This is a genomic window from Flavobacterium adhaerens (assembly GCF_040045115.1).
Taxonomy (GTDB): Bacteria; Bacteroidota; Bacteroidia; order Flavobacteriales; family Flavobacteriaceae; genus Flavobacterium; species Flavobacterium adhaerens.
Map to the genome: position 1 here is coordinate 25590 of NZ_JBDLZX010000003.1, position 13999 is coordinate 39588.

Here is a 13999-nt window from a genome sequence, read left to right on the forward strand (position 1 = left end):
TTGTTTTTTGCAATTCATAATCGGGCTTATTAACCCAATTATAAAAACCAAAGACCTATAAATAAAACCAACAAAATATGAGTATAAATTCGCAGAAACTATCTATAAAAGAAAAAATTGGCTACAGTTTAGGTGACCTAGCTGCAAATCTAGTTTTTCAAACCTTAATGACCTACTTAGCTTATTTTTATACCGACATATATGGATTGTCTGCAAAAGATTCCTCAATAATCATGTTGATTGTAGGTTTGGTGGCAGCTTTTATATTTAATCCAATTATCGGTGCAATCGCCGACAGAACGCAAACCAAATGGGGAAAATTTAGACCTTGGATCTTGTTTACCTCTATACCACTAGGCATCATTTCGTTATTAGCCTTTACCACTCCAAATTTTTCATATCAAGGAAAAGTCCTTTACGCTGTAGTCACTTACACGTTGCTGTTATTCTTTTATGCTAGTAATAATCTACCCTACTCAGCTCTAAGTGGTGTAATTACGGGAGACATGAAAGAGCGAAACAGTTTATCCTCTTATCGATTTGTAGCGGTGATGTTTGCCCAATTTTTTGTGCAAGTTTTCATGCTTGGAATTATAAAAAGTGCAGGCGATGGCGATAAAGCAGTGGGAATCGAAAAAGTGATGACGGCATTATCTATTATTGGAACCGTTATGCTTGTAATTACTTTTTTGACCACTAAAGAAAGAATTATACCAAAACCAGAACAAAAATCAAGTTTAAAAGAAGACTTAAGTGACTTAACTAAAAACCGTCCTTGGATTATTATGCTAAGTTTGACAACATTGGTATTCATCTCATTGGCATTAAAAGGAGGCTCTTATGTTTATTATTTTGAAAATTATGTAAACAAAGAAGAATTGACCAATTTTGTGCAACCGATTTTAGCTTTTTTTAGTTCTATAGGATTTAGCTATTTCGGAAGCGATCCAATTGCAGCAGGCTTTGGTTTATTCAATGCTGGAGGAATCATTTTTATGATTGTTGGGATTACATTTTCTAAGCCATTGGCCGACAAATATGGCAAAAGAGATGTGTTTCGTCTTTTCTTATTTGTAGCCACCCTATTCGTGATAGCATTCAACTTTTTCCCGCCAGAATCTGTTGGACTAATGTTTATATCACAAATTCTTCATGGATTCTTTTATGGTATCACCATCCCTTTATTGTGGGCCATGATTGCAGACGTTGCAGACTACTCAGAATGGAAAAACAACCGTCGTGCCACCGCCATTATTTTCTCAGCTATGATGGTAGGATTAAAGGCTGGTTTAAGCATTGGTGGCTCACTCACAACATTATTTCTAAGTTCCTATAATTATATTCCAAATTCGATACTACAACCCGAAACCGCCATAAAAGGCATCAAACTATTAGTTAGTGTTTTTCCAGCGATTCCTTTCTTAATTGGAGTAGCCTTATTATTCTTTTATCGAATTGATAAAAAAATGGAATTAGAAATTGAAAACGATTTAAAACAAAGAAGAAATTAATTAATAAATATAGCAAACAAAAAGATTATGCCAGAAGATAGCATCGAACATATTGATTTTATCGAGTTGAATAAAAAAGCAATATCGCAACCCTTAGTAACACATATATATACAGCAGACCCATCGGCACATGTTTTTAATGGGAAAATTTATATTTATCCCTCACATGATGTAGAGGCAGGAATTCCTTTTAATGACAATGGTGACCATTTTGGAATGGAAGATTATCATATAATTTCTATGGACAGTCCCGATTCTGAAGCAATAGACAACGGAGTTGCCCTGCACGTTGATAATGTAGCTTGGGCCGAAAAACAAATGTGGGCTCCAGATGCCGCTCATAAAGACGGAAAATATTATTTGTTTTTTCCAGCCAAAGGATATGATGGGATTTTTAAATTAGGAGTTGCCATTAGTGACTCTCCTACTGGGCCATTTACACCAGAACCTCTTCCTATTGAAGGCAGTTACTCTATCGATCCAGCAGTTTTTGAGGATGAAGATGGTAGCTATTATATTTATTTTGGTGGAATTTGGGGCGGCCAATTGCAAAAATTCCGTAACAACATCTACGATTCTAACCATGAAGAGCCAACTGCTGGCGAAGATGCTCTGTGCCCTATTGTAGCCAAATTAAGTCCAGATATGAAACAATTTGCCGAAGACCCAAAAGAAATTCTTATTCTTGATGAGAACGGCAAAAAACTTTTGGCTGGCGACAATGAAAGACGTTTTTTTGAGGCCTCATGGTTGCATAAATACAAAGGAAAATATTATTTCTCCTATTCTACAGGAGATACCCACTATATTTGTTACGCAACTGGCGATAGTCCTTACGGGCCTTTTACCTATCAAGGTCGCATATTGCAACCCGTAATTGGTTGGACATCGCATCACTCAATTTGTGAAATAAACGGAAAATCGTATTTATTTTACCATGATTCGAGTTTGTCAAAAGGAGTTACTCACTTACGCTCGATAAAAGTAACCGAATTGCATTATAACGAAGATGGCACAATTATTCCGATAGAACCCTATTCAAAATAAAACAAAACCGCATAAACTAGAGGCCAAAACAATGAAAACAATTTTAATAAAAACTAAGCTAGGTTTCTTACTAACATTATACATTGTCGGTAATGCTAGTTTATACGGTCAAAAACAAGCTTACAAAAGAGAGCGCATCAGCATCAATAAATCATGGCAATTTATGCGTTACAATGCTAATGCAGATAATTTAATTTATGATGTTCGGCCGAAAATTGAAGATACAAATGATAATAAAGTTGCCGATTCTAAACCAACCGAAGCGGTAAAAACGGAAGCCAAAGTTCCCGTCTTAAAAGATTGGATTTTGCCTACGGCCAATGATTTCATACAAGATCCTAAACAAAAACATATCCGCCCTGAAGGTAATCCGGGTGCGGATTTTGCTTTTGTTCAAGAAAATTTTAAAGATAATGATTGGCAAAAAATAAACCTTCCACATGATTGGGCTATCACACAGCCATTTTATATGGGAGAGCAACCAGAAGTAGGCGGCGGAATGGGAAGACTTCCCAGTCAAGGTGTGGCTTGGTATCGCAAAAAAATAGCAATCGACTCGAATGACAAAGGCAAAGAAATTTACCTTGACATAGATGGCGCCATGTCTTATGCAATGGTTTGGCTCAATGGAAATCTTGTTGGTGGATGGCCTTATGGCTATAATTCATTTCGATTGAACTTGACTCCTTTTGTAAATTTCGGAGGCAATAACCAAATCGCAATTCGAATTGACAATCCAAATCATTCTGCTAGATGGTATCCTGGAGGTGGAATTTATCGCAATGTTTGGTTGGTTAAAACTGGGACTGTACATGTATCACAATGGGGGACCTTTATCAAAACGCCTACTGTTTCTCAAAAAAATGCCACCATCAAATTGGCTTTGCAATTGCAAAACAATTCAAAAACACAACAAATTGTCGAAGCCAAAACACAACTTTTTGAAGCAGATGCTTTAGGCAAAGCCAAAAACAAAATAGTAGCACATTTCCCAACCGAAACCTATCAATTAAAAGCTACTGAAAAACAAAGCAAAGAAATCGAACTTAAATTACAAAACCCAAAACTTTGGGGGGTGTTTCCGTTGCAGAAACAAAACTTGTACATAGCAAGAACACAACTTTTTGTCAATAACATTCAAGTAGATGAATACGACACCCCATTTGGAATTCGAGAAATCGAATGTCATCCGACCAAAGGAGTTTTTGTAAATGGCGAAAAAATAAAAATTCAAGGTGTAAATCAGCATCATGATTTAGGTGCCTTGGGTGCTGCCTTCAATATTCGTGCGGCACAACGTCAGCTAGAAATGCTACGTGAATTGGGTTGCAATGCTATTCGTTTGTCCCATAATCCACCAGCTCCAGAACTATTAGACCTTACAGACCAAATGGGCTTTTTGGTTATAGATGAAGTTTTTGATAGTTGGGAACGCAAAAAAACACCACACGATTTCCATTTAATTTTTCCAGACTGGTATGAAGCAGACACTCGCTCCTTTATTCGTCGAGATCGTAATCATCCATCTGTTTTTGCATGGAGTTTTGGTAATGAAGTAGGAGAACAATATACTGATGTTGATGGTGCAAAAATTGCCAAAAAACTCCATGATATAGTGCATCAAGAAGACCCAACAAGACCAGCATCAGCATCACAAAATTATGCCAAACCCGATATGCCATTCTCAAATGAAATGGATTTTATGAGTCTGAATTACCAAGGCGAAGGAATTAGAGATGCACCCGCTTATGCTCATCTTAATGGGATCAGAACCTCTCCTTTGTACCCTGCCTTTCAAAAGAAATTCCCTGAAAAAATGATTGTGAGTAGCGAAACAGCCTCAGCATTAAGCACTAGAGGATCGTATATTTTTCCGATTACCAAAGAGAATTCCGCTCCTGTAAGCGATACAACTGGTGGTAATCCAAAAACTCAAGAAGTAAGCGCCTATGAATTATATACAGCCCAATTTGGGGCGTCGCCAGATAAAGTTTTTGCTACTCAAGACAAACATCCTTTTGTGGCAGGTGAGTTTGTTTGGAGTGGTTGGGATTATATAGGAGAACCAACCCCCTATTATTCGGCACGCAGTTCTTATTGCGGAATTATCGATTTGGCTGGATTTAAAAAAGATCGATATTATTTGTACCAATCCCGTTGGCGTCCTGAGTTGCCAATAGCACATATTTTGCCACACTGGAATTGGCCAGAAAGAGCAGGACAAATTACCCCAGTACATGTATTTACCTCGGGTGATGAAGCCGAATTATTCTTGAACGGAAAATCTCTTGGTCGAAAGAAAAAAGAACAATTCGAATACAGATTACGCTGGGACGATGTAACATACCAACCAGGAGAATTAAAAGTTATCGTTTATAAAAATGGAAAAAAATGGGCTGAAGACTTGGTAAAGACGACCGAAGAAGCTTCAAAACTTACGGCTATTGTAGATCGTGCAACTATTAAAGCAGATGGCGAAGATTTAGCTTTTGTAACTATAAAAATTACAGATAAGAATGGTTTAATGGTCCCAAATGCGGATAATTTAATTCATTTCAAACTCGAAGGCGAAGGTGAAATTGTAGCCACCGATAATGGAAACCCAGCCGATTTAACTTCATTTGCATCATTAGACAGAAAAGCCTTTAACGGAATGGCACTAGCAATTATTAGAGCCAATAAAGACACTAATGGGACATTAAACCTTATTATTACTTCAGAAGGTTTAGAAACTTATATCCTAAAGATTAATCACAAGAGCTTTTAGTTTTTATCGTTAATCTTTTAAAAATCCTCTTTTAAAAATCTTTCGTTTTTTTTTGATTTAACACTGTTTTTTAGCAATTATAAACAATCGGTTGTTAATTTTAATCAAACCATTGAATCCAAAATAAAAATAAAATATACCCTATTTAACTGAACATATACTAAAAACAGAGTCCAAAAAAAGACAAAAAAACAATTAAGAAAGAAATTATTTGTTAAAATAAACATTACTTGTATAAGTAAACAGTTTAAAAAGTATTTTTTATTGTTTTTTAAACAAAAAAGCAAAAATTATAAATAAACATCAATAATAAATTCAAAAAATATATTTTAAAATATAATTCATAATAAATTACAACTATAAATTTATTATGTATTATTATAAATACCTTTTTTTGCATTATTTTAAAAAAAATAAAAACAACCGATTGTGTGATTTGATTTTATTAATATCTTTGACCAATCACTTTAATTAAGCTGCCAAAAACATCTTAATTAAAGAACTAACAATTAACCATTTTAATTTAAATCAAAAACTATGACTAACTTTTATGTTACAAGTAAAGCAATGCATTGGAAGTGCCTTGCCTTTCTGATTTTAATGTTTGGAATTACACTCAACTCGAGTGCATAAACAACAATAACCGGAATCATATCAGATGCAAATGGGCCAATTCCTGGTGCCAATGTGAATGTAAAGGGAACAAACAATGGGACAACGTCCGATTTTGATGGTAAATATTCCATAAAAGATGTTCCCGCAAATGCTGTTCTACTTTTTACTTTTGTTGGTTACAAAGACAAAGAGGCTACTGTAAACGGAAGAAGTACAATTAATATAACCCTTGAAGAAACTTCAAATACTTTGAACGAAGTAGTAGTAATTGGTTATGGTACGCTACGCAAAGAAGCAGTAACAGGATCTGTATCAACAATTGGAGGTAGAGAATTAAACGAAGTCCCAGCGGCCAACGTAACACAAGCACTTCAAGGAAGATTACCTGGTCTGGAATTAACTCAAACCTCAACCAAACCTGGTGCTAGTATGCAAATTCGTATTCGCGGAACGAGATCACTTACAGGAGACAACAACCCTTTAATTGTACTTGATGGAGTTCCATTTGCTGGATCTATAGGAGATATTAGTCCAACTGACATCAAATCGATTGACGTATTAAAAGATGCTTCAGCTACAGCTATCTATGGTTCGCGTGGAGCTAATGGAGTTATTATGATTACAACCAATAAAGGGCGAAAAGGACAAAAAGCCACTTTTAGTTATAATGGATTTACAGGTCTTAAACAAGTATTTGGTGATTACCCAATGATGGACGGAGCAAAATTAGATGCTCTTAGATCTTATGCAGGATTCTACGTTAAAGATGGCGTTTCTCAATACGGAACAGATGAAGTAGCAGGAAATAATACTGATTGGCAAAAATTATTATACGGTTCCGGAAAAATGATTAACCATGACGTTAATGTAACAGGAGGAACCGAAAGAGGCGCATACAATGCAGGACTTGGTTACTACAAAGAAGAGTCTGTTTTGCCTGGTCAGTCATACGAACGTTTTACCCTTAGAGCAGGTGTAGATCAAGAAATAGGAAAATTATTTCGTATAGGATTTAACACAAATAGTAATTACGCTATTACTAACGGAAACAACATTAGTACAGGAACACCTCTAGGTTCTTCGCCACTTGCTAATCCTTACAATGAGGATGGTACATTAAAAAGAACCGTTAACATGCCTGCTGACGATCAATGGGTTTATACAAGAGAATCAATAAACAATCTTGGAGATAGCTTTGTAAATTTAAATAAAGCTTTTAGTACCTATAATAATGTTTTTGCAGAAATAAAAATCCCAGGAATTGACGGATTAAAGTACAGACTTAATAGTGGGTTAAATTTACGTTTATCTAACAGCGGTTATTATGAAGGATTTGGCGTTTTTGATGTTAACCCTTCAACTATTTCAAACGCAAATATTAGCAATAGTTTAGCAACACAGTGGTTGGTAGAAAATTTGTTGACTTATGATAAAACTTTTGCAGAAAAGCACACTATTAATTTTGTTGGATTATATTCAAACGAGCAATTAACAAGCAACACTTCGCAAATTGCAAGAAACGGTATAACTTCAGATGCTTTCCAATTTTACAATTTAGGACAAAGTGAAGAAGCAGCTGTTATAGATCCTGCTAATCAGGATTATACACAATGGGGATTACGCTCTTATATGGCAAGGTTAATGTATTCTTATGATAATCGTTATTTTATTACTGGTACATTACGTTCAGACGGATCTTCTCGTCTATCTGATGGAAACAAATGGGTAACTTATCCTGCTGTTTCTGGAGGTTGGAACATCTCAAACGAATCATTCATGAAAAACGTTTCATGGGTTAACTCCTTAAAATTACGTGCTGGTTACGGACAAACTTCAAATCAAGCCATTGACCCGTATGCAACATTAGGAGCTATGAGCACAAGACCTTATAACTTTGGATCAACCAATGCTACTGGAGTTTATGTTACCGAATTACCAAATCCAAATTTAGGATGGGAATATTCGACTACTATGAATTACGGAATTGACTTTGGTTTCTTAAACAATCGAATCAGCGGTACAGTTGAATACTACGATACTCAAACCAAAGATTTATTACAAAGAGTTAATTTACCTTCAACATCTGGGGTAAACAGTTATGTTGGTAATGTAGGATCAAGTGAGAACAAAGGATATGAAATCTCTTTAAATGGTGTCATTATAGACAATCCTAATGGAGTAACATGGAGTGTTGGCTTTAACTTATATGCCAACAAAAACAAGATTGTTTCTTTGGCCTCTGGAGCTACTGAAGATAAAACTAACGCATGGTTTGTGGGACATAGTATAAATTCTATTTATGATTACGAAAAAATTGGACTTTGGCAAGAAGGCGATCCTTATATGTCAATATTAGAACCTGGTGTATCCGATATTAATGCTCAAGGAACAACCATTGGATCTATCAAAGTAAAATATACAGGAGATTATAACCCTGATGGTACACCAACACGAAGAATAAATGAAAATGACCGAGTGGTAATGAATGCTGATCCAGATTTTCAAGGTGGTTTTAATACTAATTTAACTTACAAAGGGTTTGATTTTTCGGCAGTAGGAGCCTTCAAAAGCGGAGGAATCTTAATTAGTTCATTATATGGTAGTTCAGGTTATCTTAACTTACTTAACGGACGTAGAAGCAATGTCGATGTAGATTACTGGACACCAACAAATACAGATGCTGAATACCCTAATCCAAGAGGAGTTAGAAATGGAGACAACCCAAGATACATGTCAACTATGAGTTATTTTGACGCTTCTTATCTAAAAATCAGAACTATTACTTTAGGTTACACCTTAAAACAAAATTTTATTTCAGATTTAGGGATAGATAAATTAAGGATTTACATGACCGCTCAAAATCCATTTGTGTTTTTCTCTCCTTATTATGATGAATCAGGAATGGACCCAGAAACCAACTCACTTGGAAATGAAAATCAAGCCGTTACTAATTCATACCAAAGAAGATACTCTATTATTGGTACCAATACACCATCAACTCGCAACTTCTTATTTGGTCTTAATTTAACATTTTAATAAATAGAATTAATTATGAAACGCTATATATACAAAAAAATAATAATCGGTTCAGTTGCTTTGATCTCGATGGCATCTTGCTCAGATATTTTAGAAGAGAAACCACATGATTTTTATGAGCCTTCTTATTTTCAAACAGAACAAGGAGTAGTACAAGGATTAACCTCTCATTACGCTCACTTGCGTTGGATATACGGACAAGCCTATTTTTATAATGCGACCCAAACAGGAACTGATGAGGCTACTTATGCACAAAGTGCCGATGGAAACTTCAAAGACCATGATTTGTCTGGTGTAGGTACTATTACACCAAGTTCTAGCCGCGCCGATGTATTATGGGGGAACTCCTATTATGACATCAATACAGCAAGTGGTATTATCGAAAACGGGGCTTTAGTGGGTGTTTCGCCAAGCCTTATAGCTGAATCTAAATTTTTTAGAGGATTTGACTATTTCTTATTAGTGCAAACTTTTGGTGGAGTTCCATTGGATTTAGGTGCTGGTGAATTAAAATTCAACACTCAACCTTCCAGATATTCCAAACGTAATACAGTACCAGAAGTATATACTAAAGCCATTTTCCCAGATTTAATAGCAGCAGTAAATGAACTTCCTGATGCACCAAGATTAACTGGTACAGCAACAAAAACGTTAGCTCGCTTATTTTTAGCAAAAGCATACTTAACCTATGCATGGTGGTTAGAAAATCCGAATAATATTCCGACCTATCCTGATGCACCAAGAACCGATCCTGATGGGCATAATGCGCAATGGTATCACCAACAAGCGTACAACATAGCAATGGACGGTATTAATAACGCAGGAGCAAATTTTGCTTTACAACCTACTTATTATGATGTCAATTTAGGATCAAATGATCGTAACAAAGAAATGTTGCTATATGCAGACCACACAGAAGCAAGTGAATATTATAATGGAGCCAGTTTAACTTACAGCAATGGAGGATCTCCTGAAAACTTTGCTGTATGGATGGCAACATGGAATTACACAGCCCTTAGAAGTAAAACTGCCGATGGAGCGAACGTGTCTTCTGTTCAAAGAGCTGCTGATCAATTCTTAGGAAGACCATGGACACGTATGGCACCACCAATCGGAGTTTTCACAAATACATTTGCTGACAAAACCAATGATTCTCGTTATGACGGAACATTTGCAGCAGTATATCGAGGCAACTGGAATTTAAGCAATACTGGATTAACCAATATACAAACTTTATACAATGCAAACGGTTTGCCAATTAAAGCTGGCGACCCAGTATTATCCTTTTTAGATGCTGAACCAACAAGTCCAATCGATTATCCTAGCGGAGCTGGAGATAACGGTATTGGTGCAGGAGTTTTGGCTGGTAGAGCAGATTATGTTATAGCTCCAAATGGCATTAGCCGAATTGTATATCCAGGTTTATGGAAACTAGGAACTTATAGAACTGACAATAAAGGAACTTTAGGACAACCAAATGCCGCTATTACAAGGCCGTTCCCTGTAGCTAAATTTTCTGAATTGTATTTTGTAGCTGCCGAAGCAGCAGTAAAAGGAGCAACAGGATCAATGACTGCAAGACAACTTATAAATGTTATTCGTGCTCGTGCTGGTAAATGGCGTTGGAATAATAATGGTAATGTAGCTAAAGTAGCCGACAATAGCGCTGCAATGACAAATGCTACGCCAGCAGTAATTGATATCAATTACATCTTAGCAGAACGTTCACGCGAATTTTACGGCGAAGGTTACCGTTGGTATGATTTAGTAAGAACTCAAAAGTGGAATGAAATAGCAGGTTCTTATCAAATTTGTGGTTCAAATTATGGGCAACATACACCAGAAACTTTTACCAGAACAATTCAACCGTATCATTATTTAAGACCCATTCCTGTTGGTCAAATTGATGGAATGGAAATGTCAGATGCAGAAAAAGCTAGCTATCAAAACCCTGGTTATTAATTAGTATTTTTTCTTGAGGAATATTTTAAAATATTCCCCAAGATAACCAGAAGAAATTTCATACTGCATAGCTAACACATCATTGAATAATATAGTTATAAGTGAAGTTTTTACATAATTCTTTTATAACTTAGTTGAAGTTAGTTTAGTTAGAAGCCGAGGGGAAATAAACTCTCGGCTTTTTTTTTAAGCCAAAAAAAAACATCAATAACTGTTAAGAAAATAGCCAACACAATCTTCTTTTTAAAATTCTCTGGAGCTAATAATTTTCAGATTGAACGAATCAAGAAATTAAAAACTATAATTTTGAATAAACGTAAGTAAAAATCCATCTTAAAAACATACTTCATAAACATTCACAATGAGATATTTTCAAAAAATAATAATAGCCCTTTTAGCTTTTTTCAGTTTTGAGAGTACCAAGGCTGCTGACCCTTTTATTACAACCGAAAAAAATCCGAGTGCAATTACTCTAAAAGAAAAAACAATACATCTTTCATTCTATGTAAATATAGGATTGGACAAAGGTGTTTTAAGATCTGTCACTAATTTGCAAACTGATTTTGAAAAAGTCACGGGTGAAAAGCCAACTCTTTTAAATCAAATTACTAGTACTTCAAATCCCGTTATTATCATTGGAACGATTGGTGACAATTCTATTATTGATGAATTGGTTAAACAGAAAAAAATCAATCCAAATGCTTTAAAAGGAAAGAGTGAAAAATTCATCATTCAAAACATTAATAATCCTAATGATCAAAGCAAAGATGCTATAGTAATCGCTGGAAGCGACAAACGAGGAACCATTTATGGTATTTATGAATTTTCAAAACAAATAGGTATCTCTCCATGGTATTATTGGGCTGATGTTCCTGTTGAGAAAAAAGAAAACCTCTATTTTAAAAAAGGAATTTACACAGATGGTGAACCCGCAGTAAAGTATAGAGGTATTTTTATAAATGATGAAGCGCCTGCTTTGAGTGGTTGGAGCAAAGCAACATTTGGAGGATTTAACAGCCAATTTTACGAAAAAATTTTTGAACTTCTCCTGCGTCTAAAAGCCAATTATATGTGGCCTGCCATGTGGGGTAATGCATTTTATGATGACGATCCCAAAAATGGAGAATTGGCCAATGAAATGGGAATTGTAATGGGAACTTCACACCATGAACCTATGGCTTTGGCACAATCGGATTGGCATCGTTATATTAAAAAATACAATTTGCCTAATGTTTGGGATTACTCCAAAAACAAAACCGTTTTGGATGATTTTTGGAAAAAAGGGATGGAGCGCAGTAAAAACTGGGAAAAACTTGTTACCATAGGAATGCGTGGCGACGGCGACGAAGCCATGAGCGAAGGCACCAATATTAGTCTATTGGAAAACATTGTAAAAAACCAACGTCAGATTATTGAAAAAACAACGGGTCAAAAACCCAAAAAAACACCTCAGATTTGGGCATTATACAAAGAAGTTCAAGACTATTACGACCAAGGAATGCGTGTTCCCGATGATGTGATTTTATTATTCTGTGATGACAATTGGGGGAATGTCCGCAAACTTCCAGACCTATCAAAACCCTTGCATAAAGGTGGTTACGGAATGTACTATCATTTTGATTACGTAGGAGGGCCACGAAATTCTAAATGGATTAATATTAGTCCTATTCAAAGAGTTTGGGAACAAATGAATTTGAGCTACCAACACGGAGTAGATAAGGTTTGGATTGTAAATGTAGGAGATCTTAAACCGATGGAATTCCCAATCAGTTTCTTTCTCGATATGGCTTGGAATCCAAAACAGTTTAATTCTCAAAATCTTTTTGAATACACCCAAAATTGGGCAACTCAACAATTTGGAGCAAAACACTCCAAAGAAATTGCAACTTTACTCAATAGGTATCCAAAATATAACCGTCGAGTAACTCCAGAGATGCTTGATAGTAAAACCTACAGTCTTGAAAATTACAATGAATTTGAAACAGTTGTAAATGATTATAAGAATTTAGCTTTGGAGGCTTACCGCATTTATGCCGAAATCCCAGCTCTCTATAGAGATGCGTATTTTGAACTGGTACTCTATCCTATTGACGCTTGTAGTAACTTATATGAAATGTATTTGGCACAAGCCAAAAACAAAAGATTTGCAGCTGAAAACAATATAATGGCAAACTATTATGCTGACAAAGTAAAAAAGTATTTTGAAAGAGATTCTATTCTACAAAACAAATACAATACTGAAATTGCTGGAGGTAAATGGACTCATATTATGGATCAAATGCGCATTGGCTATAAAAGCTGGCATGATGAACCCAAAAATATTTTACCAGATGTAAATTATGTCACAGAAAATGAAAAAACAGCTGATAAAATTTTTCAAGAAAAAAACGGATTTGTATCTATTGAAGCTGAAAATTTTTCTAGAGTAAATGAATCCAAAAACATTCACTGGGAAATCATTCCTGATTTTGGCAAAACAGTATCAGGAATTACCACATTTCCTCAAAATGCTTATCCAAATAAAGACGAAAATATTTATGTAGAATATGAAATAGAATTTAGCTCTGTTGGTCAATTCAATGTAGAATTACTTCTAGCCCCAACATTAAACTTTAACAACAATAAAAGTTTACGCTATGAAATTTCATTTGATGGAGAAAACCCGCAAACCATCAATTTCAATGGCCATTACAAAGGTGAATTGGGCAAATGGCAGGCAGAACACATTGTTCGTTCGGCAACAAAACTACCGATCTTGAAACCAGGTAAACACAAATTAAGGTTTCGTGTTTTAGAACCTGGAATTGTATTGCAAAAAATTTTGATCGATACTGGAGGCTTAAAACCAACTTATTTAGGAGCTCCGCAAAGCGAAATGAAATAGTTTTGTTTTTCTTATAAAAAAAGACCTAACAGGCTTTAAAAACCTGTTAGGTCTAAATCTCTAATAAACCTTTTTAACGATTCCCTATCCCTAATCTTAGTTTGCATTAGCCTATTTCATCTGAACTTTACTCCACTAAGATCTAACTATTATACCGCTATTTTGCGACTCATAACA

The 13999-nt window shown here is 35.4% G+C and carries 6 protein-coding genes; all 6 read left to right on the forward strand.

Going from position 1 to position 13999, the window contains the following annotated elements; genetic code table 11:
• Positions 1–77 precede the first annotated feature (77 nt).
• Positions 78–1511: an MFS transporter gene (locus tag ABEB18_RS04860; RefSeq protein WP_348798001.1), complete on the forward strand. Its 1434-nt coding sequence runs from the start codon at positions 78–80 to the stop codon at positions 1509–1511.
• A 27-nt stretch (positions 1512–1538) separates the two neighbouring features.
• Entirely contained in the window at positions 1539–2558 is a 1020-nt protein-coding gene (locus ABEB18_RS04865; protein WP_348798002.1) for a glycoside hydrolase family 43 protein, read from the forward strand.
• Positions 2559–2589: 31 nt separating this feature from the next.
• Positions 2590–5325 (forward strand): beta-galactosidase GalB, encoded by a 2736-nt coding sequence (galB, locus tag ABEB18_RS04870; protein ID WP_348798003.1) that lies wholly within the window; start codon positions 2590–2592, stop codon positions 5323–5325.
• Between the two features lie 648 nt (positions 5326–5973).
• Positions 5974–8976, forward strand: a complete 3003-nt coding sequence (locus ABEB18_RS04875) for a SusC/RagA family TonB-linked outer membrane protein (RefSeq protein ID WP_348798325.1) — start codon at positions 5974–5976, stop codon at positions 8974–8976.
• Positions 8977–8991: 15 nt separating this feature from the next.
• Positions 8992–10938: a RagB/SusD family nutrient uptake outer membrane protein gene (locus ABEB18_RS04880; protein ID WP_348798004.1), complete on the forward strand. Its 1947-nt coding sequence runs from the start codon at positions 8992–8994 to the stop codon at positions 10936–10938.
• 361 nt (positions 10939–11299) lie between these two features.
• Entirely contained in the window at positions 11300–13822 is a 2523-nt protein-coding gene (locus tag ABEB18_RS04885; RefSeq protein WP_348798005.1) for a glycosyl hydrolase 115 family protein, read from the forward strand.
• Positions 13823–13999 lie beyond the last annotated feature (177 nt).